Source organism: Bacillus sp. TH19 (assembly GCF_016651075.1).
Taxonomy (GTDB): domain Bacteria; phylum Bacillota; class Bacilli; order Bacillales; family Bacillaceae_G; genus Bacillus_A; species Bacillus_A mycoides.
This window is the reverse complement of sequence record NZ_JAEKEO010000007.1, coordinates 955,941-980,702: the sequence shown is the minus strand read 5'-3', so window position 1 is coordinate 980,702 and position 24,762 is coordinate 955,941. Positions and strand designations below refer to the sequence as shown.

At 35.9% G+C, this 24,762-nt stretch carries 31 protein-coding genes and 1 pseudogene; 11 read left to right on the top strand and 21 right to left on the bottom strand.

Annotated elements, in window-relative coordinates; all coding sequences use genetic code 11:
* Window positions 1–8 precede the first annotated feature (8 nt).
* The 6 genes from pfkA to dnaE all read right to left on the bottom strand — a co-directional run bounded on the left by pfkA (window position 9) and on the right by dnaE (window position 8,447).
* Window positions 9–968 (bottom strand): 6-phosphofructokinase, encoded by a 960-nt coding sequence (pfkA, locus tag JFU54_RS08865; RefSeq protein ID WP_002034288.1) that lies wholly within the window; start codon window positions 966–968, stop codon window positions 9–11.
* Window positions 969–1,096: 128 nt separating this feature from the next.
* Window positions 1,097–2,071, bottom strand: coding sequence for an acetyl-CoA carboxylase carboxyl transferase subunit alpha (accA, locus tag JFU54_RS08860; protein ID WP_000818787.1), 975 nt, complete (start codon window positions 2,069–2,071; stop codon window positions 1,097–1,099).
* Window positions 2,059–2,928 (bottom strand): acetyl-CoA carboxylase, carboxyltransferase subunit beta, encoded by an 870-nt coding sequence (gene accD, locus JFU54_RS08855; protein ID WP_002015500.1) that lies wholly within the window; start codon window positions 2,926–2,928, stop codon window positions 2,059–2,061. The genes accA and accD overlap by 13 nt, the downstream gene beginning before the upstream one ends.
* Before the next feature lie 185 nt (window positions 2,929–3,113).
* Window positions 3,114–3,758 (bottom strand): FadR/GntR family transcriptional regulator, encoded by a 645-nt coding sequence (locus JFU54_RS08850; RefSeq protein ID WP_002143351.1) that lies wholly within the window; start codon window positions 3,756–3,758, stop codon window positions 3,114–3,116.
* Between the two features lie 14 nt (window positions 3,759–3,772).
* Window positions 3,773–4,981 carry an NADP-dependent malic enzyme gene (gene ystJ, locus JFU54_RS08845; RefSeq protein ID WP_161793975.1) on the bottom strand — a complete coding sequence of 403 codons (1,209 nt, stop codon included), beginning with the start codon at window positions 4,979–4,981 and terminating at the stop codon, window positions 3,773–3,775.
* Between the two features lie 133 nt (window positions 4,982–5,114).
* Window positions 5,115–8,447: a DNA polymerase III subunit alpha gene (gene dnaE, locus JFU54_RS08840; protein ID WP_002143352.1), complete on the bottom strand. Its 3,333-nt coding sequence runs from the start codon at window positions 8,445–8,447 to the stop codon at window positions 5,115–5,117.
* 42 nt (window positions 8,448–8,489) lie between these two features.
* Between dnaE and JFU54_RS08835 the strand changes: the two genes are divergently transcribed.
* Both JFU54_RS08835 and ytrI read left to right on the top strand, forming a co-directional pair.
* A complete protein-coding gene (locus tag JFU54_RS08835; protein ID WP_002034291.1) occupies window positions 8,490–8,903 on the top strand; it encodes a YtrH family sporulation protein in 414 nt (137 codons plus the stop codon).
* Entirely contained in the window at window positions 8,900–9,403 is a 504-nt protein-coding gene (gene ytrI / locus JFU54_RS08830; protein WP_002088948.1) for a sporulation membrane protein YtrI, read from the top strand. Before JFU54_RS08835 ends, ytrI begins: the two co-directional genes overlap by 4 nt.
* Window positions 9,404–9,454: 51 nt before the next feature.
* On the opposite strand, the gene JFU54_RS08825 is transcribed toward ytrI, so the two are convergent.
* Window positions 9,455–10,387 (bottom strand): DHH family phosphoesterase, encoded by a 933-nt coding sequence (locus JFU54_RS08825; protein WP_002167586.1) that lies wholly within the window; start codon window positions 10,385–10,387, stop codon window positions 9,455–9,457.
* 315 nt (window positions 10,388–10,702) lie between these two features.
* On the opposite strand from JFU54_RS08825, the gene JFU54_RS08820 reads away from it, so the two are divergent.
* Window positions 10,703–11,008: a YtpI family protein gene (locus JFU54_RS08820; RefSeq protein ID WP_002088950.1), complete on the top strand. Its 306-nt coding sequence runs from the start codon at window positions 10,703–10,705 to the stop codon at window positions 11,006–11,008.
* Window positions 11,009–11,016: 8 nt separating this feature from the next.
* On the opposite strand, the gene JFU54_RS08815 is transcribed toward JFU54_RS08820, so the two are convergent.
* Together JFU54_RS08815 and JFU54_RS08810 are read right to left on the bottom strand one after the other, a co-directional pair.
* The gene (locus JFU54_RS08815) at window positions 11,017–11,280 is read right to left on the bottom strand and encodes a DUF3949 domain-containing protein (protein WP_201064270.1); all 264 of its coding nucleotides are present in this window, start codon (window positions 11,278–11,280) and stop codon (window positions 11,017–11,019) included.
* A gap of 211 nt (window positions 11,281–11,491) precedes the next feature.
* The gene (locus JFU54_RS08810; RefSeq protein WP_002067504.1) at window positions 11,492–12,805 is read right to left on the bottom strand and encodes a DRTGG domain-containing protein; all 1,314 of its coding nucleotides are present in this window, start codon (window positions 12,803–12,805) and stop codon (window positions 11,492–11,494) included.
* Window positions 12,806–13,052: 247 nt separating this feature from the next.
* Here JFU54_RS08810 and JFU54_RS08805 point away from each other — a divergent pair, with 247 nt between their 5' ends.
* Window positions 13,053–13,211: a hypothetical protein gene (locus JFU54_RS08805; protein WP_002164990.1), complete on the top strand. Its 159-nt coding sequence runs from the start codon at window positions 13,053–13,055 to the stop codon at window positions 13,209–13,211.
* Between the two features lie 40 nt (window positions 13,212–13,251).
* Here JFU54_RS08805 and JFU54_RS08800 read toward each other — a convergent pair whose 3' ends face one another.
* A complete protein-coding gene (locus JFU54_RS08800; RefSeq protein ID WP_002167583.1) occupies window positions 13,252–13,935 on the bottom strand; it encodes a metal-dependent hydrolase in 684 nt (227 codons plus the stop codon).
* A 149-nt stretch (window positions 13,936–14,084) separates the two neighbouring features.
* Here JFU54_RS08800 and pepQ point away from each other — a divergent pair, with 149 nt between their 5' ends.
* Window positions 14,085–15,182 (top strand): Xaa-Pro dipeptidase, encoded by a 1,098-nt coding sequence (gene pepQ / locus JFU54_RS08795; RefSeq protein ID WP_201064269.1) that lies wholly within the window; start codon window positions 14,085–14,087, stop codon window positions 15,180–15,182.
* A gap of 29 nt (window positions 15,183–15,211) precedes the next feature.
* Here the strand turns inward: pepQ and JFU54_RS08790 are convergent, their stop codons facing one another.
* A complete protein-coding gene (locus JFU54_RS08790; protein WP_201064267.1) occupies window positions 15,212–15,583 on the bottom strand; it encodes a DUF3221 domain-containing protein in 372 nt (123 codons plus the stop codon).
* Between the two features lie 20 nt (window positions 15,584–15,603).
* A complete protein-coding gene (locus JFU54_RS08785) occupies window positions 15,604–15,978 on the bottom strand; it encodes a hypothetical protein (RefSeq protein WP_201064265.1) in 375 nt (124 codons plus the stop codon).
* A 94-nt stretch (window positions 15,979–16,072) separates the two neighbouring features.
* Here JFU54_RS08785 and JFU54_RS08780 point away from each other — a divergent pair, with 94 nt between their 5' ends.
* Window positions 16,073–16,900, top strand: a complete 828-nt coding sequence (locus tag JFU54_RS08780) for a DUF2785 domain-containing protein (RefSeq protein ID WP_201064263.1) — start codon at window positions 16,073–16,075, stop codon at window positions 16,898–16,900.
* Between the two features lie 13 nt (window positions 16,901–16,913).
* Here the strand turns inward: JFU54_RS08780 and JFU54_RS08775 are convergent, their stop codons facing one another.
* The 6 genes and pseudogenes from JFU54_RS08775 to JFU54_RS08750 all read right to left on the bottom strand — a co-directional run bounded on the left by JFU54_RS08775 (window position 16,914) and on the right by JFU54_RS08750 (window position 19,419).
* Window positions 16,914–17,120, bottom strand: a complete 207-nt coding sequence (locus tag JFU54_RS08775; RefSeq protein ID WP_201064261.1) for a hypothetical protein — start codon at window positions 17,118–17,120, stop codon at window positions 16,914–16,916.
* A 63-nt stretch (window positions 17,121–17,183) separates the two neighbouring features.
* Window positions 17,184–17,430 (bottom strand): annotated as a pseudogene (locus JFU54_RS08770) (anti sigma factor C-terminal domain-containing protein); the annotation flags it as partial.
* 50 nt (window positions 17,431–17,480) lie between these two features.
* Entirely contained in the window at window positions 17,481–17,825 is a 345-nt protein-coding gene (locus JFU54_RS08765) for a DUF6176 family protein (protein ID WP_002034307.1), read from the bottom strand.
* A 3-nt stretch (window positions 17,826–17,828) separates the two neighbouring features.
* Window positions 17,829–18,623 (bottom strand): GNAT family N-acetyltransferase, encoded by a 795-nt coding sequence (locus JFU54_RS08760; protein WP_002143366.1) that lies wholly within the window; start codon window positions 18,621–18,623, stop codon window positions 17,829–17,831.
* Complete coding sequence (locus JFU54_RS08755) at window positions 18,620–18,952, bottom strand: cupin domain-containing protein (protein WP_002015525.1); 333 nt, start codon at window positions 18,950–18,952, stop codon at window positions 18,620–18,622. The genes JFU54_RS08760 and JFU54_RS08755 overlap by 4 nt, the downstream gene beginning before the upstream one ends.
* A gap of 44 nt (window positions 18,953–18,996) precedes the next feature.
* A complete protein-coding gene (locus JFU54_RS08750; RefSeq protein ID WP_002164987.1) occupies window positions 18,997–19,419 on the bottom strand; it encodes a hypothetical protein in 423 nt (140 codons plus the stop codon).
* Between the two features lie 131 nt (window positions 19,420–19,550).
* Here JFU54_RS08750 and JFU54_RS08745 point away from each other — a divergent pair, with 131 nt between their 5' ends.
* Both JFU54_RS08745 and JFU54_RS08740 read left to right on the top strand, forming a co-directional pair.
* The gene (locus JFU54_RS08745) at window positions 19,551–19,814 is read left to right on the top strand and encodes a helix-turn-helix transcriptional regulator (RefSeq protein WP_002015527.1); all 264 of its coding nucleotides are present in this window, start codon (window positions 19,551–19,553) and stop codon (window positions 19,812–19,814) included.
* Window positions 19,811–20,236, top strand: a complete 426-nt coding sequence (locus tag JFU54_RS08740; protein ID WP_002164985.1) for a hypothetical protein — start codon at window positions 19,811–19,813, stop codon at window positions 20,234–20,236. Before JFU54_RS08745 ends, JFU54_RS08740 begins: the two co-directional genes overlap by 4 nt.
* Window positions 20,237–20,287: 51 nt before the next feature.
* Here JFU54_RS08740 and ald read toward each other — a convergent pair whose 3' ends face one another.
* Both ald and JFU54_RS08730 read right to left on the bottom strand, forming a co-directional pair.
* A complete protein-coding gene (gene ald / locus JFU54_RS08735; protein ID WP_002015529.1) occupies window positions 20,288–21,421 on the bottom strand; it encodes an alanine dehydrogenase in 1,134 nt (377 codons plus the stop codon).
* 213 nt (window positions 21,422–21,634) lie between these two features.
* Window positions 21,635–22,426, bottom strand: coding sequence for an SDR family oxidoreductase (locus JFU54_RS08730; protein WP_002067562.1), 792 nt, complete (start codon window positions 22,424–22,426; stop codon window positions 21,635–21,637).
* A gap of 147 nt (window positions 22,427–22,573) precedes the next feature.
* On the opposite strand from JFU54_RS08730, the gene JFU54_RS08725 reads away from it, so the two are divergent.
* Window positions 22,574–23,032, top strand: coding sequence for a universal stress protein (locus tag JFU54_RS08725; RefSeq protein ID WP_002112239.1), 459 nt, complete (start codon window positions 22,574–22,576; stop codon window positions 23,030–23,032).
* Between the two features lie 43 nt (window positions 23,033–23,075).
* Here JFU54_RS08725 and JFU54_RS08720 read toward each other — a convergent pair whose 3' ends face one another.
* Window positions 23,076–23,780, bottom strand: coding sequence for a hypothetical protein (locus JFU54_RS08720; RefSeq protein ID WP_201064259.1), 705 nt, complete (start codon window positions 23,778–23,780; stop codon window positions 23,076–23,078).
* 95 nt (window positions 23,781–23,875) lie between these two features.
* Here JFU54_RS08720 and JFU54_RS08715 point away from each other — a divergent pair, with 95 nt between their 5' ends.
* On the top strand, window positions 23,876–24,055 hold the full coding sequence (locus tag JFU54_RS08715; RefSeq protein ID WP_002112241.1) for a hypothetical protein: 180 nt from the start codon (window positions 23,876–23,878) through the stop codon (window positions 24,053–24,055).
* A 97-nt stretch (window positions 24,056–24,152) separates the two neighbouring features.
* On the top strand, window positions 24,153–24,719 hold the full coding sequence (locus JFU54_RS08710; RefSeq protein ID WP_201064257.1) for a DinB family protein: 567 nt from the start codon (window positions 24,153–24,155) through the stop codon (window positions 24,717–24,719).
* Window positions 24,720–24,762: the final 43 nt, after the last annotated feature.

Sequence of the window (24,762 nt, the reverse complement as noted above, 5' to 3'; positions counted from 1 at the left end):
TAAGCCGATTAGATAGATAATTCTTTAGATAATTGATACATATCTTTATCGATTGTATGCTTTTGAGCTAACGCTTCGATAATGTCATGATCAACAAGTTTATTATTTTGAATACCAACACAACGTCCGCCATTACCAGCAATTAACAATTCAACTGCTCTTGCGCCAAGACGACTAGCTAATACACGGTCTTGTGCACTTGGTGATCCACCACGTTGTACGTGACCTAATACAGTTACACGAGTATCAAAGCTTGTTGCTTCTTCAATGTGCTTACCGATGTCAATTGCACTTCCAACACCTTCAGCTACAACGATAATACTGTGCTTTTTACCACGTTCACTACCGCGTTTCAGACGAGCGATAACATCTTCCATGTCATACTTTTCTTCTGGAATTAAGATAGTTTCTGCACCATCAGCTAAACCAGCCCATAATGCGATATCTCCAGCGTGACGTCCCATTACTTCGATAACATATGTACGTTCATGAGATGTAGCTGTATCACGGATTTTATCAATTGCATCAATAACAGTGTTTAAAGCTGTATCAAAACCAATTGTGAAGTCTGTTCCAGGGATATCATTGTCGATTGTACCTGGTACACCTACACATGGGAATCCTTGCTCAGTTAATTTTTTTGCGCCTTGGTACGAACCATCTCCACCAATAACGACAAGTCCTTCAATACCATGTTTCTTTAATTGCTCGATTCCTTTTAGTCGTACTTCTGGGTCTTTAAACTCAGGACATCTTGCTGTATATAATTTTGTACCACCACGGTGGATAATATCGCCAACAGAACCAAGTTCTAATTTTTCAATATGACCAGAAATTAAACCAGCGTATCCATGGTAAATACCATATACTTCAATATCATGGAAAATCGCTTTACGAACAACTGCACGAATGGCAGCATTCATACCAGGTGAATCTCCACCACTTGTTAATACACCAATACGTTTCATTTGTACTCACCTCATAAAGATTATTTGCCTTATAATAAAATAACACGAAAAAATACAAAAACACAATGGAGAAGATGTGTCTTTTCATAATAAAAACGTGCATTCGCGAAGAGGAACGCACGCTTTTCTTATTTTATCCCAATGGAAGCGTTTGAAAACGAAACTTGCCCAATTTTCATATATTTTTCATAACGTTTTTCGATTAATTCATCTTTCGAAATTCCGCTTAATTGTTCAAAAGTTTTCTTAAGCATTAAATCTATATTTTCTGATTGTTTCAAAACATTACGATGTGCTCCGCCTTTTGCCTCTGGAATAATTTCGTCAATTACACCTAATTCTTTCAAATCTAATGCTGTAATTTTCATCGCTTCTGCAGCTTCTTTTGCTTTACCAGCATCTTTCCAAAGAATCGCCGCCGCACCCTCTGGTGTAATAACAGAATAAGTGGAATTTTCCAGCATATGAATGTAATCTCCTACTCCAAGACCTAACGCACCACCGCTACCACCTTCACCGATAACGATACAAATAACAGGTACAGTTAAACCCGCCATTTCAAATAAATTACGGGCAATTGCCTCACTTTGTCCACGTTCTTCAGCTGCTTTACCAGGATAAGCTCCCTTCGTATCGATGAAACAAATAATGGGACGATTAAACTTTTCCGCTTGTTTCATTAGACGCAGTGCTTTTCGATATCCTTCTGGATGAGGCATCCCAAAATTACGACGAATATTTTCTTTCGTATCTTTTCCGCGTTGGTGCCCAATTACAGTTACGGGCATCCCCTTATATTTCGCAATGCCGCCGACAATCGCTGCATCGTCGCCAAATAGGCGATCTCCATGACATTCAAAAAAATTAGTAAATAAGTGCTCAATATAATCGAGCGTTGTCGGTCGTTCTGCATGACGAGCAATTTGAACACGGTCCCATACTTTCATATTGCCGTATATATCTTCCTCTAGTTTTTCTAGCTTGTCTTCCAAAATACGAATCTCCTCACTGAAGTCCATCTGGCTGTTTTTCGTATAGTCTTTCAGTTCACGAATCTTATTTCTTAGCTCAACAACTGGTTTTTCAAATTCTAGCTCTGCCATACAGCCATTTCCCCCCCTTGATGAACTTCTAAAATCTTACGGAGTGATTCTCTCATATCATCACGATGCACCACCGCATCTAATTGACCGTGCTCTAGTAAAAATTCTGCCGTTTGGAAATCTTCCGGTAGTTTCTCACGCACTGTTTGTTCAATTACGCGTCTACCAGCAAATCCGATAAGTGCACCTGGCTCTGCAAGATTGTAATCACCAAGTGAAGCGAAACTCGCTGAAACCCCGCCCGTCGTTGGGTGAGTCATAACAGAAATAAATAACCCTCCTGCATTACTATGCTTTTTCAAAGCTACGCTTGTTTTTGCCATTTGCATTAAACTTAATATCCCTTCTTGCATACGAGCACCACCCGAAGCAGTAAAGATAATAAATGGAACTTGTAAGTCGTATGCCTTTTCAACCGCACGGGCAATTTTCTCTCCTACAACAGAGCCCATGCTGCCCATTCGAAAACGAGAATCCATTACTGCAACAACAACAAGCATGTCATCAATTGTTCCTTCACCAGTTACAACCGCTTCATTCAATTTAGTCTTCTTACGATCGTTTTCTAGTTTCTCTTCATATCCCGGAAACTCAAGTGGATTTAGTGAAACCATCTCTTTGTCATACTCACGAAATGAACCTTCGTCCAATATACTATCAAGGCGTTCCCATGCATTCATCGGATGATGATATCCACAATTCACGCATACTTTTAAATTTTTAAGAAGCTCTTTCGTATACATGATTTTTTTGCATTTCGGACATTTTGTCATAACGCCATCTGGTACATCTTTTCGTACTTGTTCTGAAGGTATTGCAGCGTACTTTTTCTTTTTCACGAATAAATCTCTTAGCACAATTTGACCCCCTTCATTGAGAGCTAAGGTTAGCGTAAGAAGAAAATGGGGCTAACACCAATGTTTGATGTTAGCCTTATCTTCTCAATCTGTCTAATAACCTCTCTCTTTACGTTTAACTTTAACCGCTATGCGGTAGAATGTTTGTCATAACGTGTCATGGTCATTTCGACAAATTTTATACATTACGAGTGAAACTGTATATTCTCTACTAATTCATCGTAAATTTTTAATGCATCATTTTCTTGTTTCACTTCCAAAGTAGCATAAAGCTTTCTATACATTTCGATAGAATCTCCTGAAACTTCACAAGAAAGAGTTGCAACGTAATCATTTACGATCATCCAAATGCGATAGAGTAAATAATTATCGAATTGTTCAATAAGTGTTTTAAAGAACGTTTGATGAAGCACCGGAATTGAGCTTTCATTTTCTTCAAGCACTTTGTGTAATTTACTTAGTACTTCAGAAAACGTTTCTTTCGGTAAATTACATACAAGTCGAATCATATCTTTCTCAAGCAATCGTTTTGTTTGTAATAAATCACGAATTGTTTTCTCATCTTGCAGCAAGAACGGAGCAATTAATTGTACAAGACCGTTATCGTAAAAGTTTCGAATAAACGTTCCCTCACCACGTCTCGTTTCAATTAATCCTACCAGCTCTAACGCACGTAATGCTTCTCTTACAGAGGAACGTCCAACATTTAAGCGTGAACTTAACTCACGCTCAGATGGCAAACGATCCCCTGCTACTAAACAATCCTCTTCCATAATGGAACGGATTTTTTTTACAATTTCGAGATATACTTTTGTATTTGATGATGTCAATGGAAATTCCTCGCTTATTCTTTACCAATCAGCGCTAATTGTTTTGTTTTCTCAGCGACTTCATTTGGATCTACTTGACGGCGAGCTACTCCTGTCTCCATTGCTGCTTTCGCAACGTAAGCCGCTACTTGAGGCGCTACACGCGCGTCAAATGGTGCTGGAATGATATGATCTGCATTCAACTCATCCTCTGATACAAGCTCTGCAATGGCCTGTACAGCTGCCATCTTCATTTCTTCATTAATTTGTGTCGCATGTACATCAAGTGCACCGCGGAAAATCCCTGGGAACGCTAGTACATTATTTACTTGGTTCGGGAAGTCAGAACGACCTGTTCCAACAACAGCTGCGCCCGCTGCTTTTGCCAATTCTGGCATAATTTCTGGAACCGGATTCGCCATTGCAAAAATAATTGCATCGTCATTCATTGTACGAACCATCTCTTCAGTTAATGCACCTGCTGCAGATACACCAATGAATACGTCCGCACCTTGTAAAACGTCAGCTAAAGAACCTTCTATACGACTCTTATTTGTATATTTTGCAACTTCATCTTTCACCGGATTCATACCGACAGGACGACCTTCATAGATTGCACCTTTACGGTCACACATAATAACGTCACGTACACCATAGCGGTATAAAAGTTTAATGATTGCAATACCTGCTGCACCTGCACCATTTGCGACAACTTTAATGTCAGACATTTTCTTTCCAACTAACTTCAGCGCGTTCACAAGGCCTGCTACTGTTACGATAGCTGTTCCGTGTTGATCATCATGGAATATTGGAATGTTTGTCTCTTTTTTCAAACGTTCTTCAATAACGAAGCAGTTTGGCGCTGCGATATCTTCTAAGTTTACACCGCCAAAAGTTGGCTCCATTAATTTTACAGTTTCAACAATTTTATCTACATCGTTTGTATTTAAGGCAATCGGGAATGCATCTACACCAGCAAAGCTCTTGAATAATACAGCTTTACCTTCCATTACTGGAAGAGATGCTTCAGGTCCAATGTTACCAAGACCAAGTACAGCCGTTCCATCTGTCACAACTGCTACCATATTTCCCTTCATTGTATATTCATATACCTTACTTTTATCGTCATAAATTTCTTTACAAGGCTCTGCAACCCCTGGAGAATATGCAAGACTTAAATCTTTTGCATTTTCTACTTTTACTTTTGATACAGTTTCTAATTTTCCTTGATGCACTTTATGCATGTGAAGTGCTTCTTCACGAAGTGTTGACAAACTATCCACTCTCCTCAAATTATGCTTGCTGATATCAATTTCTCCAAGTGGTCTGACCACGAACACTACTACTATAATAATCGAAGTGTAGGGAAATTGTCCATTATATTTTCACAACGACATTTTCGTCACCGACAATTTCACGAAGTGCTCCTAGACATTCTTCACTTGGATGAATCGATAAACTTCGAGATAATTGTACCATTTTATGTTCCTTTTCATAATAAATTAGTACTTTCGTAAAACCTGAATAATCAAACAATATTTTTGTAACCTGATTTACAAGCTTTTTTTCATATTGAGACGGCAATTTCACGTAAACAGATGCTTCTTTCATTCCTTCATAAACATCCATTTCTTCTAGCGGATATAGTCCATTCACGATCCATTGCAACTTATGATTTCTTTGCTCGATCGTACCATCAACTAAAACGATTGCACCTTCTTGTAACCTGTCCGAAAAATGTATATACGTTTCTGGAAAAATAACGGCTTCCATTTCATCATTTTGATCACAGAATGTAATAAACGCCATCTTTTGCAACTTTTTCGTACGAATAACTTTCACACTTGTTATATATACGATCGCTCTTTGTACTTTTTTCTTATGTCGCATCGCCTGAGCAAGAGATGGAATTTCTAATTCTTTTCCTAGCTCCGCATACTGCGCTGTCGGATAGCTAGATAAATAAAAACCGAGTGCTTCCTTCTCTTTATTTAACTGTTCAATAAAGGATAGCTCTTCTCCTTGTACGTATTTTGATTTCGGAACAGCATCCCCTAAATCAAAATCACGTGCAAGATTTGCATACTCCAACGCTCCTTTAAGACTTCTCCATAACGTCGTCCTCGAAACACCAAAACCGTCAAAACAACCAGACCAGACAAACGCTTCTAAATTTCGCTCTGTTACAAATTTTGATGGCATACGAAGACAAAACTCAAATAAATCTTCGAACATTTTTTCCTCTCGTTCTTCGAGTAATGCCGTCACGGTAGCCATTCCGATATTCCGAATCGAAAGTAAACTATATCGAATCGCATTCCCTTCTATTTGGAAGTTGTAACCACTTCTCTGAAGAGACGGCGGTAAAACGTGAAAACCTTTCCGCTTCGTTTCTCGTACATACTGCACAATCTTATCTTCATTTCCAATTGCACTTGATAATAACGCAGTCATAAATTCCAGCGTATAATTTGCTTTTAAATATGCAAGCTGATATCCGATCATACTGTAAGCTACAGCGTGACTTCGGTTAAAACCGTAATTCGCAAATCTTACAATTAAATCATAAATTTGTTCTGAAGATGTCTCATCGTATCCGTTTTCCAAACAACCTTGAACAAAATGCTTACGTTCTTGATCTAAAATATCACGATTCTTTTTACTCACTGCACGGCGCAGCAAATCCGCTTCTCCAAGCGAAAATCCAGCTAACTTCGATGCGATTTGCATAATTTGTTCTTGGTATACAATTACGCCGTATGTTCTTTCTAAAATCGGCTTTAAATCCGGATGTAAATATTCAATTTGTCTTTTCCCATGCTTCGATTCAATAAAGGTTGGAATTTGTTCCATCGGTCCTGGTCTGTATAACGAGTTAACAGCGACTATGTCTTCAAATTCATTCGGTTTTAACCCACGAAGTACATTTCGCATACCACCTGATTCAAGCTGGAATACACCTGTTGTATCCCCTCTTCCTAACAATTGAAACGTCTTTTCATCTTGCAGAGGTAAATTTCTTATATCAATTTGTTTCCCAGTTTTTTCAACAATAAATTTTATAATATTTTCAAGTAACGTTAAATTACGTAAGCCTAAAAAATCCATCTTGAGCAATCCAAGTTCTTCCAATGCATCAGCTGGATATTGCGTAACATAAACATCGTTATGCCCTTCTTGAATCGCTACACTTCCCGTTAACGGTTCTTGGCTCATAATAACGCCAGCTGCATGAATAGACGTATGACGCGGTAATCCCTCTACACGTTTTGCAATTTCAAACACACGCTCATGTAACAGATTCCCTTGTATAAACTCACGGAGCGATTGCGATTCCTCATATGCATCTCTTAACGTTATACCAAGCTTTGATGGGATAAGTTTTGAAAATATGTCAATATCTCTTGGCAGGAGTCCCATTACACGAGCAATGTCTCTAATTGCGGCTTTCGCTGCAAGAGTTCCGAACGTTACAATTTGAGCAACACGAAGCTGACCATATTTATCTTTCACATATCGAATCATCTCATCACGTCTTATATCTGGAAAATCAATATCAATATCTGGAAGTGTCACACGTTCAGGGTTTAAAAACCTTTCAAATAATAATTCATATTCAATCGGATCAATATCTGTAATTTCCAATACGTAAGAAACGAGTGAACCAGCTGCCGATCCACGGCCTGGCCCAGTTAAAATATGATTTTCATGTGCATATTTCATAAAGTCCCATACGATGAGGAAATAATCGCTAAATCCCATACGAGAAATAACATTTAATTCATGATCCAAACGTCCTATATGCGCTTCTTTCGGCGTACCATAGCGTTTCTGCAAGCCTTCTTCACAAACACGGCGCAAATACGTATCATTCGTCTCGTTAGATGGAACAGGAAATTTCGGTAATTGATTTACATGGAAAGGAATTTCTACTTGGCAACGTTCCGCTATTGTTATTGTATTTTGAACCGCTTCCTCAGCATGAGAAAATAGTGCTCCCATTTCATCCGATGACTTTAAATAATACTGATCCGTTTTCATTCTCGGTCTATCTGGATCAGTCATTTTCGTTCCGCTTTCAACAGATAATAAACATTCATGAACAAGTGCGTCACTTTGATTAATATAGCGAACATCATTTGTTGCAACGACTGGAACGTTTACCTTATTAATAAATTCAGGCAGTTTTTCTTGTAAAAGTAGTTCATCTTGAATCGCATGATGCTGCAAACTTATATAAAAATTGCTGAACATATTTTGATACGTACGAGCTACTTCTTCAGCCTGACTCTCTTTATCTTCTAATAATAGCTGTTCAATCTCTCCGTCTTTCCCTGGTGAAATTGCAATTAACCCTTTCGCATAATGAGCAAGCCACTTCTTCGGGATACCTTCTTTTGACTTCGTCATAATGCTGCTAGAGATCTTTAATAAATTTTGATAGCCTATTTCATTCTCAGCAAGTAAGACAAGTGGATAAGACCTTTCTTCTTCTTCACTAAAAATAGAAGCTGTTAAGCCGATAATAGGCTGTATACCATTTTTCTTGCATGCTTTATAAAACGGAATAACTCCATACATAACATTTTCATCTGTAATGGCCAGCGATGAAAATCCAAGCTCTTTCGCCCGAATGACAAGCTCATCAATTTTACAAGCACTTTTTAATAAACTAAAAACGGTTTGACATTGTAAATGCACAAACTTCACTGTTGTACCCTCTCTTTACCTATGTGACTACTTTTATTATAGGTGATGAGGAAAGCGGAAATCAAAACATACTTCTCATACTTTGTCCATATATATGAAGAAGAAAGGGGAATGACGATGGATGTAAGAGAACATACTTTTTTCTCTCTGCTTATTATTAGTTATTTTATTGCCTTTGGAGTTATACTTGGTGGTTCATTAATTGGCGGATTTGGTGCATTTCTCATCGGAAAACCAGCTCTAACTTATATTAATCAATTCGCCCAAAATTTAAGAATTTGGGCACTCGTTGCAGCAATTGGCGGAACGTTCGATACCTTTTATAGCTTTGAAAGAAGCTTCTTTGGCGGAGATATGAAAGATATCGTAAAACAAATTCTCCTTATTTTTTTTGCAACTGGCGGTATGCAAACTGGTCTTATTATTATTAAATGGCTTACACAGGAACATGTATGAGAGTACCCAGTGCCAATACAGCCAAAAGGTGGTATTTAGTTTTAGCTGGCGCTGCTGTTGGAGGCGTGTTGAGCTGGTTTGTTTTTTTGTACATATACGGTGTTTTTCAAGAAGAACAAACTAGTAAAATAGCAGAACAAAAAGAAATTATCGAAAAACAAGAAGCAAAACTCCACGTCCTTCTCGAAGACCAAGAGAAATTGAACACAGAAAATAAACGGCTCTTAACAATTCAAGAAATCAAAATAAAAATTATAAATCGAAAAAAATACGATTTAGACAATCTTACACTTGAAAACATGACCACTTCTATCCATAATGATCTCCAGCATCTTTTAACGAAAAACATTCAAAGCATCGCAAAAAATAAAGACCTGCTCAAAAAAGTCATCGAAAATAAAACGTACAAACATTACGATCGTATATACCGCTTTAAAGTAGACACAGTCTCTTTTGATACCGTACTTGAAATTAGTATTGATATAGAGAAAGAAAAATAAAAAAAGGAGGGCTTCAGTGCCTCTCCTTCTCTTTCGTTCAACATACAATTTTTATCTACACAGCTCACGTAAATCAGCAAACAGGCGATCTGCTTCTTCCCAAGAAGATGCTTTTGCACCAGAAGCCATCGGATGTCCTCCGCCATTATATTGCATTGCTAACTTATTAATAACTGGTCCTTTTGAACGAAGACGAACACGAATAACATCATCTTCCTCTAAAAATAGAACCCATGCCTTTAATCCATCAATATTACCAAGTGCTCCGACAACACCAGATGCTTCAGTAGAAAGTACATCAAACTCTTCTAGTACCTCTTTCGTTAATTTAATGTACGCTGCGCCTTCTTCTACCATCGTAAAGTTTTGTAAAATATAACCGTTTAAACGAGCAATTTTTTCTTTCGTTTTATACATTTCATTGTATAAATCTGTGAATTTTACATCCATGTCAACGAGCTCACTTACGTAACGAAGTGTTTTCGCTGTTGTATTTGGGAATAAGAAACGACCTGTATCTCCAACAATACCCGCTAAAATAAGGCGAGCTGCTTCCTTTGAAATCGTTAATCCTTTATCTTTTCCATAACTGTAAAATTCATAAATCATTTCACTTGTAGAACTTGCTGTCGTATCTACCCATGTAATATCTCCGTACGGGTCTTCATTCGGATGATGATCAATTTTAATTAACATCTTTCCTTTTGCATAACGCTGATCACAAACACGCTCTTGGTTCGCTGTATCACACACGATAACAAGTGCATCTTCATATACACTATCTTCAATATCATCCATTACTCGTAAAAACGATAAAGAAGGCTCGTTGTACCCAACCATATAAATATTTTTCTCTGGAAACGATTCTTGCAGAATTGTACCAAGTCCGCACTGAGAACCTAACGCATCTGGATCCGGACGTACATGACGATGAATAATAATTGTATCAAACTCTTTAATTGCTCCTAAAATTTGCTCATGCATATGTATAATCTCCTTTTTATTCAACTTCTTCATTTTATCCCGCATTAACGTGTAGTAAGACTCCCACCTCAAAAGTATTAAAAACAATGGGGCAAAATTAATTTGGAGCCTGGATGCACGTAAAAGCCCGATTGGTGAGGGCTAATAATTAGTACGTGGGATCTCCCCACACTAATTAAAGTTTCACTTTATCCCCCATTATAACGGAAAACATTTCATACATGCGAACAATTGCTTTATAATAAAAGTTAGAAAGTTTAGATTTTTCTTTTTTCTAAATTGTTATTTTTATACCAATCGATGGGAGCGTGTATTATGCCAGTATTCGTCTTTTGTATTATCATCTCATTTGTGTTGTACCTCTTCTACAAAACAAAATTCTTTCGTACAAACCGTCCAATGGAGAAAGGTTGGCTCTCTGGAAAATCCGCAATGGCACTCGGCTTATTCGTCCTCTTCTTTGGGATAAACCAATTCTTTTTAGAACTTTCAACTGCACGCATTATCGTTGGTGTTTTGTTTATTTTACTTGGCAGCGCGAGTACATTTAATGGATTCCGCCAATATAAACATTTTCTACCATTAGCAGTCAAAGAAGCCGAATCTTATAAAACAACGTAAAAAAAGCATCAACATTGTGATGCTTTTTTACGTCCCTTCACTTTCAAAATCATATATGCAACAAACGCAGATGGTACATTAAAGGGATTACCTTGCACGTGAAAATGTAATTGTTCTTCTCCAAAAGACATCTGTTTGTATAGTTCTTGCTGAGATAATCCTGTTCGTTTCTTTTTTTCATTTAATCCTTGTAAGTATAAGTATTGAATTGGTATCATCACAAGGAAATAAAAGAGTGCGATACCACCAAAAAAGAGTAATTCTGATGACATAATGCATCCCCCTTCCGACATCCATTATCTTACAATCTAATTATATCATAGTATACAATCTAAGTGAATTAATATTCTGTTTTTTCTAATTATACATTCATCTCTCCTTATATATATTTCCCGCTAAAACTCTTCCACATCTTTAACAACAGCTTCCAAACCCAATAAAACAAAAAAGATGGAACAAACCAAAGCGATTTGTTCCATCTTTTTATTTATCGATCAATTGCACCATAAGTAATGCCTTCCCGACAACATTACCTTCATGATGCACTTCTACATCAATCTTACCAAATTTACGCCCAATTTCTAATACTTTCGGATGAACTGATACAACATTATCAATTTGAACTGGCTTAACGAAATAAATGGTTAAGTTTTCAACAATTAAATCGCTCTTCTTCTGCGCACGAATGACACGGTTTGTTGCTTCTGTCACAATTGTTGTGAATACACCGTAAGATAACGTCCCGATTGAATTCGTCATTTGTGGCGTCACTGAAAATTGATACAAATGCTCATTTTTCGCTTCTTTCGGCGTCATAAATTGGTTCGTTACAATATCATCAATTGTTTCCCCAACTTGCGGTTGACGTTGAATCATTTGCAGCGCCTGAAGTACATCTTGGCGACTAATGATCCCTTGCAATTTATTCCCTTCTTCCACAACAGGAAGTAACTCAATACCTTCCCATACCATCATACGTGCTGCAGCTGCGACAGACATTTTTCCGTTTACCGTAATTGGATGCTTTGTCATCACTTTATCAATTGGTGTTTCTTTCACGACACCAATCATATCTTTTGAAGTTACAATACCTAACACCTTTTTATTTTCATCAACAATTGGATAACGTCCATGCATCGTTTCTTCATTGTACTCATGCCATTTCTGCACTATGTCACTAGGCTTTAAATATAGTGTTTCTTCAATTGGTGTTAAAATATCTTCAACTAGTACAATTTCTTTCTTAATAAGTTGATCATAAATTGCACGGTTAATTAACGTTGCGACCGTAAATGTATCATAACTACTCGAAATAATTGGCAATTTCAATTCATCTGCTAACTTTTTCACATGCTCTTCTGTATCAAATCCACCTGTAATTAATACAGCAGCCCCTGTTTCTAATGCTAATTGATGTGCGTTCGTACGGTTACCGATAATAAGTAAGTTCCCTGCTTCTGTATAGCGCATCATCGCTTCTAATTTCATAGCCCCGATTACGAATTTATTTAATGTTTTATGTAGCCCTTCTCTGCCTCCAAGTACTTGACCATCGACAATGTTAACGACTTCTGCATATGTCAGTTTTTCGATATTCTCTTTCTTCTTTTGTTCAATTCGAATTGTTCCGACACGTTCAATTGTACTAACATATCCTTTATTTTCTGCGTCTTTAATTGCACGGTAAGCTGTCCCTTCACTTACACTCAAATCTTTCGCAATTTGCCGCACAGAAATTTTATGCCCTACCGGCAGGCTATTAATATGTTCTAAAATTTGATTATGTTTGGTAGCCAAATGGTTTCACCATACTTTCTTTTCCCTAAATTCTTCATGTGTTGTATTTTCAGTATACTATATTTTCAAAACTGTTACACTCTCTCTTTATATGCCTGTACCATTTTTTTTATAACAAAATACCCCTTACATTCCACCAGTCATTCTATTACAACAATGTAATGGTATTGTCATCTCGTTCGATAGTTTGTCCAGACGCTTCAATATACAATTAAGACAAGAAATGAAACAAAGGAGCGAATACATTATGAAAAAATTTTTAGAGGTTGTAGGTGCTGTATTTTTAGCTTTCGTAGATGGAAAAAAAGTTGCAATGGAGTTGAATGAAACACCCGAACAGCCACGTACAAAACAAGAAGAATCAGCTAAACAAATACAGACTTTAAAAACTGTACTACACACATAAAAAACCCTTCACTTGTCATTTCAAATGAAGGGTTTCTTTTTTATAGTGTAATACTTTCTCCAGCTTCTAATACTTTCCCTGTACAATTTTGTAGCTTTCCTACAAATTGATATGGATCTTGTTCAATAACTGGGAACGTATTGTAATGCATCGGTACAACTGTTTTCGCCTCTATCCATTTTGATGCTAACACAGCATCTTCTGGCCCCATTGTGAAATTATCGCCAATTGGTAAAAATGCTAAATCAATATTATTCAGTTCTCCAATTAACTTCATATCAGAGAATAAAGCAGTATCTCCTGCATGATATACCGTTTTCTCCTCTGCTGTAAACAAAATACCAGCTGGCATACCTGTATATGTAATCGTCTTATTTTCTTCATCAATATAACTAGAGCCGTGGAATGCTTGAGTAAATTTCACTTTTCCAAAGTCAAATTCATGTGAACCACCAATATGCATTGGATGTGTATTTACACCTTGCCATCCTAAAAATGTTGCTAGTTCAAACGGTGCTACTACAACTGCATTATTTTTCTTCGCAAGCTCTACTGTATCCCCAACATGATCACCATGTCCGTGCGATAAAATAATCGCATCAACTTTTACATCTTCAGCCTTTAAATCTGTTTTCGGATTTCCCGTTAAAAATGGGTCAATTAAAATAACTTTGCCATTCGTTTCAATCTTTACAACTGAATGCCCGTGATAAGATACTTTCATCATTACATTCCTCCCCTATTCACATTCACACTTTTTATTCTACATGATTTCTTAATTCCCTGTCTTTTCTAACATCTATTTACTTGTCATAACGCTTTCGTCCGATGTAAAGTTATATTTGTAATTAAATATCTCGGGGGTGCCAATCGATGAATGCTAGATTAGAAAATTTAATGCAATGGCTAAAAGAAAAAAACGTAGAAGCTGCGTTCTTAACTTCTACACCAAACGTTTTCTACATGACAAACTTCCACTGTGAACCACATGAAAGACTACTTGGTATATTTGTATTCCAAGAAAAAGAGCCTATTTTAATTTGTCCTAAAATGGAAGAAGGCCAAGCGCGTAACGCTGGCTGGGCACATGAAATTATCGGATTTACTGATACGGACAAACCATGGGATATGATTGCAAAAGCAATTAAAGATCGTGGTATTGATGCAAATGCAGTTGCAATTGAAAAAGAACATTTAAACGTAGAACGTTACGAAGAATTAACAAAGTTATTCCCAAATGCAGCTTTCAAATCAGCTGAAGAGAAAGTTCGCGAGCTTCGCTTAATTAAAGACGAAAAAGAACTTTCTATTTTACGTGAAGCAGCTAAAATGGCAGATTATGCTGTTGAAGTTGGTGTAAATGCAATTAAAGAAAATCGTAGTGAGCTAGAAGTATTAGCAATTATTGAGCATGAATTAAAAACAAAAGGCATCCATAAAATGTCATTCGATACGATGGTATTAGCAGGTGCAAACTCTGCTCTTCCACACGGTATTCCAGGTGCTAACAAAATGAAACGCGGCGATTTCGTACTATTTGATTTAGGTGTAATCATTGAAGGTTATTGCTCTGACATTACACGTACAGTAGCATTCGGTGAACTTTCTGAAGAACAAACTCGCATTTACAACACTGTACTTGCTGGACAATTACAAGCAGTTGAAGCATGTAAACCAGGCGTTACATTTGGTGCAATTGACAATGCTGCTCGCTCTGTTATCGCAGATGCAGGTTACGGAGACTTCTTCCCACACCGCCTTGGTCACGGACTTGGAATTAGCGTACACGAATATCCAGATGTAAAAGAAGGCAACGATTCTCTATTAAAAGAAGGTATGGTCTTCACAATCGAACCAGGTATTTACGTACCAAACGTAGGTGGCGTTCGTATTGAAGATGATATTTACATCACAAAAGATGGATCAGAGATCTTAACGAAGTTCCCGAAAGAATTACAATTTGTGAAATAATAAAAAGGTAGCGTGATCGCTACCTTTTTCTATTTCTCTACTATTTCAAGTCTCTCTACAATCATTTTTGCTGGATAACTTTCAAGTATCTGAGAAGACCATACATTTATTTTATCCCCTGTTTTTAATTGATCATATGCGTTTTTATCCTTAAAGCTCAAGACTGTATCTGATGGATGCTCTTTATTCATTGGTTGTTCCATATAATTTTGCAATTCTACTTTTGTTTTAAAAGTTTTATCACTGTCAAAAAATATTGTGCCATTTCTCAATATTACATACCCTTCTTTAGGTTCTTCTTTTACTTCTACTTGCTCTACTGTTTTCGTAGTACACGCTGATAATATGATTAGAAATACACTTAAAAATATATGAATAGAAATTTTCATATTTCTATTCATCTTTAATCCCTCACTCTTCGCTATTTCCGCTTTAAAACCATCTTCTCTTCATACTTATCATCCCATTTAATCACAACCTCTATCGGTTCATCTTTAGATAGAGGCGCACAACTTACACAAGATGATTTCATTTCAATCCTTGCCCCTTTATGACTTTCTGACGTTTGTGTCATTGTACTGAACGCTTCATTAATAGCAATCTCTAAATTTTTAAATTCTGTATTTCCATCTCCGCCCTTATACTGAAACGTAAACATTCCATCTTCACTGTCATCCTTAATATGACCTTTATATTGCCCCGTCCAACTTTTGCTCTCGCTAGAAAAAGTAACATACGAAATCGAACAACTTCCAAAAAAGAAAATACTAATAAAAAAGAATAATGCTCTCTTCATAATGTCCCCCCATTCAAAAGCACTTATTTCTTGTCTATTTCTTCCTCTCATTATAGTATTAATATACAGATTTTTCTAAAAAAGGAGGATTTATATGTTACAGCAACAGTTAGAAGAAATTCGTAATAATAATTACATACTAGATAACACAATTCATATTGATTCTTTAAGTTCAAGTATGCTTCAACATATCGGTGTTACTGATAGCTATTTAAGAGACAAACTCATTTACTCTACTTTTTATCATCTCATTAAAAAGGACTACCTTTCACACTCACACTTACAGAAACTATTATCAGAAAGCATCAATGAAAACTATTTATTTTACAAGATTCATTCAGATGACGACGATGCTGTATTTACCCGTGCATTTACAACATTATTAATCGCACTCATTATCGATGCTGATACAAAACATAATTTCTTATCACAGGCTGATATTTTAAATGTAAAAGATAAATTAATTCTATATATGAACAAAGAACATGACTTACGAGGCTATGTGCAAGACCATGGCTGGGCACATAGTATCGCTCATGCTTCCGATACATTTGAAGCGCTTGTTAATAATCCTAAACTAGGAGCTTCACATTACGAAGAAATACTAACAACTTTATTAAATAAAGTTTGTATCCATTCCATCTATTACAAGTATGAAGAAGATGAACGTATCGTTTGTCCAATTGTCGTAATGCTGCAAAATGGCCTAGCGGAAGAAGTACTCATATTAGCCCTTCGTGATCTAGTAGCTCAATTGCAAGTTCAAAAACCGACACTACATATTGACTCGTACGAATTTCTATACGGAAATATAAAATCTTTCTTACGTAGTTTATTTTTCAGATTACGCACAATGTCTATATGTAAAGAAACTGAATGCGAAATTGAAAAATTACTGCAGGGGCTCCGCCAATATTATTAAAAAAGAAGGCCACTCAAAAAGTGCCTTCTTCTATTTCACTAATATTAATTTGAAATTTCACGATCCAAACTGAGAAAAGGTGGACAAGAAGCGCAAACACCATACATGCTCCGCTTAAAAAAGTTAATATAGGATGCGAATACATATGCCCTAATCCATAAGATGCTCCTACGAAAAACATTGTTATGTAAATATAAATTGCTCCATGTATTTGCCTCATATAAGCCTCCTTTTCCCATATTATAACATAAATTTTCTGATTATTCACATTAATTAATTGTAATCAATATTTCTCAACTGTTACGCCTCTTACAGCCGCCTTAATATATGGTGCTCCTTGTAAACCTTGTAAATTCTCTATTTTTCCTGTTACGACTACACCGTATATTGGTAGGTCTTTTGGTTTGGTGTTTTTTATTGCTTTATAATATTGTTCAAAATAATCACTTGGTATACCTTCACTATTTTTTTGCTAAAGACTTCATTTGGTATAGAAATTCTTTTGAGTTTATTGTTAAATCGTTTTTCAAAATAAAAAGCACATCTATTTTGATGCGCTTCTCTCCAACATACTATTCTATTATTTCATTACTTCCTTCACAACATCTTGAATCATAACAACTTCTGTTTTCATATCAACAGACGGTGTTTCTTCATCAATACATTCATACCAAAACGCTAAGTGCTTTTTATCAATTTCATGATGAGAATTTTCGACAAGAGCCCCGCCTTCTCCTTGCACAGAATACCAATATAAGTACTCTTCTCCATCTCTTATTTCCCGGAAAATTGTCTCTACATACATCTTTTCGTCGTTTAATGTCAAAAGCACTTCTTTCATATTATCATTAAGAAGCTGCATCCATTCATCTACGCGATGACTTTTACCTGGCTTGACTTTGAATCTTGTTAATTCTACGTTCATCTTTTATTCCCCCATTTTCTTGCGGACAAACAAAACATATTCTACTGGATTATGGAAGCTTAATTTACTAGCTAATTTTTGCGAGGGAATATTATCTACATTACAATCCCAGCATGGTGTAATATGATTTTGTATACACTGTTCAATGAAACGTGTTGCGACAGCTTGAGCTAACCCTTTCCCTTGATGTGCTTCATGTGTTGCAATATCAATTTCAGCAAAACCATTCCCTCTAAATATTGAGACGCATTCGGCTACAATCATCCCATCTTGTTCTATACAAAAACCAAAGCCGTTATTTAAAAACACTTCTTTTGATCCCCAATATTCTTTGTAATAATCCTCTGTAAATTCATTACTTCGTTCTATATCACTTTTATCAATACGTTTAATTTCATATGTATTTTTGTTTAATTCTATTCTTCTGTCTTCAAAAACTTCTCTTTGAAATTGAAATGTCATTCGTGGGATGTTCCGAAATGCATTACTAAAGTACTCTTCAATCATCATTTCCCACTCTTCACTCGAAGTGAACAGTGTAAATCGTTTCTCTGTTTTTTCAATAGCCATTTTTAAATACGCAAATAAATATTCGTTATAATTTTGATCATCCGTATCACCAAATAAATAATAGATACCATTAGCTGTACGAATTAGTCCTGCTGTTAACTTCTCGTTTGCAAAAACTTCACCATCTATCATTTGATCACATACCGCATGAGCAAAGGTTGTTGTCCTTGTATGACCTTCTAAAATCGGAAGGATTTTTCTATACTGGGCTACAGATAATTTTTTCATAATTGCTCCACTTTAATCGTATCCGCCTCTATATTTTCAAAACAAAGATTTACCGTTCTCTTGAATGCTCTCGTTCTATGGATCGTGCATGCTGGAATTAAGATAGAATCATTTGGCTTTAAAACCACCGTCTCTCCATCTTCAAAATCGATAAGTAGTTCTCCCTCTAGCACAATAAATAATTCATCCGAATTAGAATGATAGTGCCAATCATATTCACCAGTAAATACGGCGATTCGTAAGCAATGATTATTTACATTTGAAACGACGAAGTTTTTATGTTGTTCTTGAATGTCCTTTGTTAATTCTAATAAATTCACAGTTTCCATCTTTCGTCCCACCCTTTCATTAGTCGTTCTTCTGAAAAACTAATTTAGTCTCCTCCACCTCCGCAATCTCCTCCACCATCACTTGAACTGCTACAATCGTTGCTACTGTAATCACCAAATCCGCTTGATGAGCTTGAATCGGATGAAGATTTTTTTCTTCTTTTTCTATCTTTTTTACTTTCATGACTAGGCCACACTTTATCAAATAATATAAAGAATAAGAATCCTTCTACCATAACAAGTGTAACGCCAAAAATACCTTCAATAACATTAGGGGTTATCCCAAAATTTTTAACCATCCCACATAAAAACACGCAAAAAATCACATACAGAGCCATACAAATATACCGAAATGTTTTTTCTATCATAATGACTACTTTTTTTGAAAGAGGTATGTTCTGTTCCTGTTTTTTCTTTATATACTTTTGTCTTTTAGCTTGCTTTTTCTTACTCTTTTTGCTCCCCATTGAATCTCCTCTATCGACTTTAATTTTTCATTTAATTCCAAATTATCACAAAAAACAACATCATAACAAGCAATATTTCTCGTAAAGTTTTATTTACTTTTTGTAAAGTTTCATTTGCTTTTTACCTATAAATGGATATTATGAAAGTAACAAATTTACAAAAAGGAGACTTTGTATATTTGATTAAAAATAAAGTGAAACAATTCCGCGTCGTTAGAGACATCACCCAAGAGCAATTAGCTTCCTCTGTTCAAATCACTAGACAATCCCTCATCGCTATCGAGAAGAATAAATACAACCCAAGTTTAGAATTAGCATTGAAATTATGTGAGTTTTTCGGCTGTAAAGTAGAAGATTTATTTCAATTAGACAAAACTGGGGAGGAAAAAGAATGAAAAATACTTTTAATCAAGAATCCATTTCACATCTTACCATTTTAATGTTAGGATCGATTTTCCTTTATTTCAATAGTAGTGATGAAGAAAAGATTCGTTCTGTCCTTCTATTCGCTGGCGTATACATACTCTTAGCCTTGGTACTATTTGTAGTGAAACGAATATTCTTTAAGAAGAAAAAGAAAGAGTCCGAGAAATACCCATTACCTGAGATAGATGAACGAATTGAGAAAATGAGTTTAAAGCTTATGGCGCAAATTTTCGGTCTCTCTCATTTAATCGGCTCTGCGATACTATTTATTTTATATATTACTGACAAAAATTCGACGATACGAGTAGAGTATGCCCTGTATTACTTGTTTGGAATTCTTTTCTTCACAATGATGTTCGGCTTGAAAATTGTGAAGAAATTAGATAATTAGTTTAAATAAAAAGACCCTTCCTACAAAGGAAAGGTCTTTATTTTATTTCTATTATGATAAAGCAGGAGCTTTTTCAAGAAGCTCTTTTGCATCTGCATATTGTAAGCTGTGCGCTTCTGCAACTGCTTCGAATGTTACGTAGCCATCTAATGTATTAATACCTTTTAATAATGCAGTGTTGCCTAGGCAAGCTTCTTTGTAGCCTTTGTTAGCAATTTGTACTGCATATGGTACTGTTACGTTTGTTAATGCAAGAGTTGATGTACGTGGAACCGCACCTGGCATGTTTGCAACTGCATAGTGAACAACGCCGTGTTTTTCATAAGTTGGGTTATCATGAGTTGTAATACGGTCAGTTGTTTCGAAAATACCACCTTGGTCAATCGCGATATCTACAACAACAGAACCTGGTTCCATTGATTGAATCATTTCTTCTGTTACAAGTTTTGGCGCTTTTGCACCTGGGATTAATACTGCACCGATTACAAGATCAGATTCTCTTACAGCTTCTGCAATGTTATACGGGTTAGACATTAACGTTTTTACTTGGTTTCCGAAAATGTCATCTAATTGACGAAGACGTTCTGCACTTAAGTCGATGATTGTTACATCTGCACCTAAACCTACTGCAATTTTCGCTGCGTTTGTACCAGCTTGACCACCGCCGATAATTGTTACTTTACCGCGTTTCACCCCTGGAACACCTGCAAGTAAAATACCTTTACCACCTTTGTTTTTCTCAAGGAACTGTGCACCGATTTGCGCAGACATACGACCAGCTACTTCACTCATTGGTGCAAGTAATGGTAAAGAACGATTGTCTAATTGTACTGTTTCGTATGCAATTGATACCACTTTGTTATCAATTAATGCTTTTGTTAATTCTGGCTCTGGAGCTAAGTGTAAGTATGTGAATAAAATTAAACCTTCGCGGAAATAACCGTATTCACTTTCAACTGGCTCTTTTACCTTCATAACCATATCTTGATTCCATGCTTCTTCAGCAGTTTCAACAAGTTTCGCACCAGCTTGTACGTATTCTTCATCTGTAAAGCCTGATCCTACACCTGATCCTTTTTGAACAAAAACTTCATGACCATTTTGTACTAAATGTACAGCTCCCGCTGGCGTCATTGCCACGCGGTTTTCATTGTTTTTAATTTCTGTTGGAATACCGATACGCATTATTAGTTCCCCCTTGAGTTATGAAATGACCCCTGAATCATTTTTTAAAGCGCTTTCTATACTCTTATATTCTAACATAATATCTCAATATTTGACAAAAAATAATACAAGTTTTCCGATAGATTTAATCTTATATGAAAGGACAGTATTATCCGTACCTCTCAGTATAAAGGATAAACTGTCCAATTATTCGAAACTTCACTTTATTTAATTCTATCGATGTCTATGAATAACATCAACAGCGCCTGTTACTTCAATAATCGTGCCAGTAATCATATCAGAATCGTCCTCACATAAAAACGAAATGGTTCTTGCGATATCTTCCCCTGTTCCAGATCTACCAATTGGTGTGTTACTACCTTTCAGATTTCGTGCTTCTTCAATCGTTGCCTCTTTCATTTCACCAATTATATCACCAGGACATACCATATTCGCAGTAATACCGTATTCAGCTTCTTCGTATGCGACTGTTTTCGTTAAAGAAACAAGTCCGACTTTCGCAGCTGCAAAGGCTGAACGATAAATCCATCCAGGCGCGCTATCTGCCCCTTGAAATCCATAGTTAATAATACGGCCAAATTGCTGGTTTCTCATAATCGGTACGACAAGTTTTAATAAATGAAACACCGCTGTTAAATTACCCTGGATCATTTCATTCCATTCGCCTTCTTCGTAATCGACTAATTTTTTCCTTTCAAATACGTAAGGACCAGCATTATTAATTAAGAAGTCAATTTTGCCAAAACGGCTCATCGCTTCTTCTACTATTTTATGTAAATCTTCCTTTTTCGTGACATCAGCTTGCACGAACTGTAGACGTTCTTCCATATTTTTATATGTTTCTTTCATTGTTTCCATAGCACTTGTATCGCTATGATATGTTACTGTTACTGAATATCCTTTATCCAATAACTTTTCTGTTACTTGCTTTCCTAAACCTTTCGTACCGGCTGTAATGAGCGCGTGTCTCACAAACATGCCTCCTTTTAAATTGCTATACTCCATATGTAACAAGTTCTCGCTTCAATTACAACTAAAACGAATTAAGGCAAAGTTTTCAAAATTCTGTAACGTTTCCGACAAGCACATTACCAAAATTTGTTTTATAATAAAGTTGTAAACGGTAATAAAAATGATTGGGAGGAATTTACTATGAATAATACATATACAAATATTTTAATTGCGGTGGACGGTTCTAAAGAAGCAGAAAAAGCCTTTAAAAAAGCAATTCAAGTTGCAAAACGAAACAACGCAACATTAACAATCGCTCATATTGTTGATGTAAAAGCATACTCCGCAGTAGAGGCCTATAGCCGAGCAATTGCTGAACGTGCAAATCTATTTGCAGAAGACTTATTAGAAGACTACAAAAAAACTGCGCTTGAAGCTGGCCTTGAAAACATTGAAACTGTATTAGAATTCGGTAATCCTAAATCTAAAATTTCAAAAGAAATTGCTCCAAACAATAAAGTGGACTTAATTATGTGTGGTGCAACTGGTTTAAATGCAGTTGAACGTTTCCTAATTGGTAGCGTCTCTGAACATATTATTCGCTATGCGAAATGCGATGTCCTTGTTGTTCGTGGTGATGAGGAGCAAGGTGATCTTTAATTTATAATAAAAAAACACCAAGTCCACATGGGCTTGGTGTTTTTCATTTCACATATTTCACTATAAATACGAGACAAGCTACAACAACAATTACAACTGCAAACACATAAGGCGGAAGGAACTTCAAAGACCATAGCGCCATCATTAACGTCGCAACCGTTAAGTACGTTTGCTTTGCATCTTCTGTCATTTTTTTGCGAAGCAAAAAAACATACAAATAACCGATTGGCGGCGTAATGAAGCAAAGAACATATATAATTTTTGATTTTAAATACCACTTTTGTTCGCCAAGTTTCTTTATGTCTTCTTCTATTCTCTTACTCTCTTGTTCTCTCACTTCTTCTTCAATCGGATCTTCCTCTTCTCCTCGCCTTTCTTTCATATAAGGAAGAAAATGTATAAAAAAATAACATGCAAATACAATTGCCCAAAATTCAATATCCAATCTTTCTAGTGGAATATGCTCACTAAAAAATGCAGCAGCAATCACTAAAGAAAAACAATACGTTGTCATCCAAAATGAACGTTTTCTCTTTTTCCGTTCTATTTCTTTTTTATCTTTTACTTCTTGTACTTTCTTTTTTCTAGAAAGCCATACAGAAATACAGCAATCTACTACAAATAAAGTAAAGATAGATATTGCTATATGTATTGTTTTTACATTCTCAAATGTAAATATTTTTGGGAATGCAACGTGTAATACAATTAGCGTATACAAAATTAACCCTACAAAATAAATACGTCTCATTTTCCATTCCTTTCTTATTTTCTAACATTACACTAACATACATTTTTTAGTAATAGACGGACAAAATATATGTGTTTAGAAAAGGAGGGTGCTACATGGATGATTATGAACGTATTATTTTAGATGTGAATGGGAAAGAAATCGAAATGTTAGATACGATCCGCACACATTTTAAAGAGAAACATGGTGTGGAAGTAAGTAATGGTGCATTACTTAGAGATTTGATGGATATTGAGTATATTCGAATTACGGAAGGTCGACATAAGTATGATTAATCGATGAAACTTTAAGCCTAGAACATATTGTTCTAGGCTTAATTAAATTCATGCGGAAAATGTTATAATTAGGAAAAAGGATGGAGGATACCAAAATATGAAATCCGAAAATATCTCAAAACATTTTCACACATTACATGTACAAAGAAGCCAGTTCCTTCCTAAGCTTTATTCACTTTCACATGAACAACTATGGTATAGGAAAGAGGATGGAAAATGGTCTATTGGTGAACACTTTTATCACTTATATTTAATTACAAGGATGCTAAAAGTAGCGATTAAATTCGCTTTCACTCTTATCCCTTATGCCAAGCTAAGAAAAAACACCCCATTTGCAACTGAAATACATGACATTTATGCCGAATATAAAGAAAAACACGGCAAAGGAATGAAAGCTCCTTGGATTTTAATCCCTTCAAAAAAAATCTATTATTCTATGAGTGCAATAGAATTAGAAGAATTACTTTCACGTGAAACAGATGAAATAAAAAAACTAGTTCAAAATATAGAAGAAAATATCGCAGGACATATCGTATTTTTAGATCCAATTGCTCACTACCCTAACCTTATTCAATCTATCCAACTATTAGCGATTCATGAGAAACATCATTTTATGATTATGAAGAATAATTATGAAATGATAGATACGCACCTAAAAGTCTAAATACAAAAAGGTAAGGTACTTTCTAAAAAAGCACCTTACCCTC

Excerpts from the sequence above, each read along its gene's own strand:
- pfkA (WP_002034288.1), bottom strand. The coding sequence starts at position 968 with ATGAAACGTATTGGTGTATTAACAAGTGGTGGAGATTCACCTGGTATG.
- accA (WP_000818787.1), bottom strand. The coding sequence starts at position 2,071 with ATGGCAGAGCTAGAATTTGAAAAACCAGTTGTTGAGCTAAGAAATAAG.
- ystJ (WP_161793975.1), bottom strand. The coding sequence starts at position 4,981 with ATGCATAAAGTGCATCAAGGAAAATTAGAAACTGTATCAAAAGTAAAA.
- ytrI (WP_002088948.1), top strand. The coding sequence starts at position 8,900 with ATGAGAGTACCCAGTGCCAATACAGCCAAAAGGTGGTATTTAGTTTTA.
- JFU54_RS08825 (WP_002167586.1), bottom strand. The coding sequence starts at position 10,387 with ATGCATGAGCAAATTTTAGGAGCAATTAAAGAGTTTGATACAATTATT.
- JFU54_RS08820 (WP_002088950.1), top strand. The coding sequence starts at position 10,703 with ATGCCAGTATTCGTCTTTTGTATTATCATCTCATTTGTGTTGTACCTC.
- JFU54_RS08815 (WP_201064270.1), bottom strand. The coding sequence starts at position 11,280 with ATGTCATCAGAATTACTCTTTTTTGGTGGTATCGCACTCTTTTATTTC.
- JFU54_RS08805 (WP_002164990.1), top strand. The coding sequence starts at position 13,053 with ATGAAAAAATTTTTAGAGGTTGTAGGTGCTGTATTTTTAGCTTTCGTA.
- JFU54_RS08800 (WP_002167583.1), bottom strand. The coding sequence starts at position 13,935 with ATGAAAGTATCTTATCACGGGCATTCAGTTGTAAAGATTGAAACGAAT.
- pepQ (WP_201064269.1), top strand. The coding sequence starts at position 14,085 with ATGAATGCTAGATTAGAAAATTTAATGCAATGGCTAAAAGAAAAAAAC.
- JFU54_RS08790 (WP_201064267.1), bottom strand. The coding sequence starts at position 15,583 with ATGAATAGAAATATGAAAATTTCTATTCATATATTTTTAAGTGTATTT.
- JFU54_RS08785 (WP_201064265.1), bottom strand. The coding sequence starts at position 15,978 with ATGAAGAGAGCATTATTCTTTTTTATTAGTATTTTCTTTTTTGGAAGT.
- JFU54_RS08780 (WP_201064263.1), top strand. The coding sequence starts at position 16,073 with ATGTTACAGCAACAGTTAGAAGAAATTCGTAATAATAATTACATACTA.
- JFU54_RS08775 (WP_201064261.1), bottom strand. The coding sequence starts at position 17,120 with ATGAGGCAAATACATGGAGCAATTTATATTTACATAACAATGTTTTTC.
- JFU54_RS08765 (WP_002034307.1), bottom strand. The coding sequence starts at position 17,825 with ATGAACGTAGAATTAACAAGATTCAAAGTCAAGCCAGGTAAAAGTCAT.
- JFU54_RS08760 (WP_002143366.1), bottom strand. The coding sequence starts at position 18,623 with ATGAAAAAATTATCTGTAGCCCAGTATAGAAAAATCCTTCCGATTTTA.
- JFU54_RS08755 (WP_002015525.1), bottom strand. The coding sequence starts at position 18,952 with ATGGAAACTGTGAATTTATTAGAATTAACAAAGGACATTCAAGAACAA.
- JFU54_RS08750 (WP_002164987.1), bottom strand. The coding sequence starts at position 19,419 with ATGGGGAGCAAAAAGAGTAAGAAAAAGCAAGCTAAAAGACAAAAGTAT.
- JFU54_RS08745 (WP_002015527.1), top strand. The coding sequence starts at position 19,551 with ATGGATATTATGAAAGTAACAAATTTACAAAAAGGAGACTTTGTATAT.
- JFU54_RS08740 (WP_002164985.1), top strand. The coding sequence starts at position 19,811 with ATGAAAAATACTTTTAATCAAGAATCCATTTCACATCTTACCATTTTA.
- ald (WP_002015529.1), bottom strand. The coding sequence starts at position 21,421 with ATGCGTATCGGTATTCCAACAGAAATTAAAAACAATGAAAACCGCGTG.
- JFU54_RS08730 (WP_002067562.1), bottom strand. The coding sequence starts at position 22,426 with ATGGAGTATAGCAATTTAAAAGGAGGCATGTTTGTGAGACACGCGCTC.
- JFU54_RS08725 (WP_002112239.1), top strand. The coding sequence starts at position 22,574 with ATGAATAATACATATACAAATATTTTAATTGCGGTGGACGGTTCTAAA.
- JFU54_RS08720 (WP_201064259.1), bottom strand. The coding sequence starts at position 23,780 with ATGAGACGTATTTATTTTGTAGGGTTAATTTTGTATACGCTAATTGTA.
- JFU54_RS08715 (WP_002112241.1), top strand. The coding sequence starts at position 23,876 with ATGGATGATTATGAACGTATTATTTTAGATGTGAATGGGAAAGAAATC.
- JFU54_RS08710 (WP_201064257.1), top strand. The coding sequence starts at position 24,153 with ATGAAATCCGAAAATATCTCAAAACATTTTCACACATTACATGTACAA.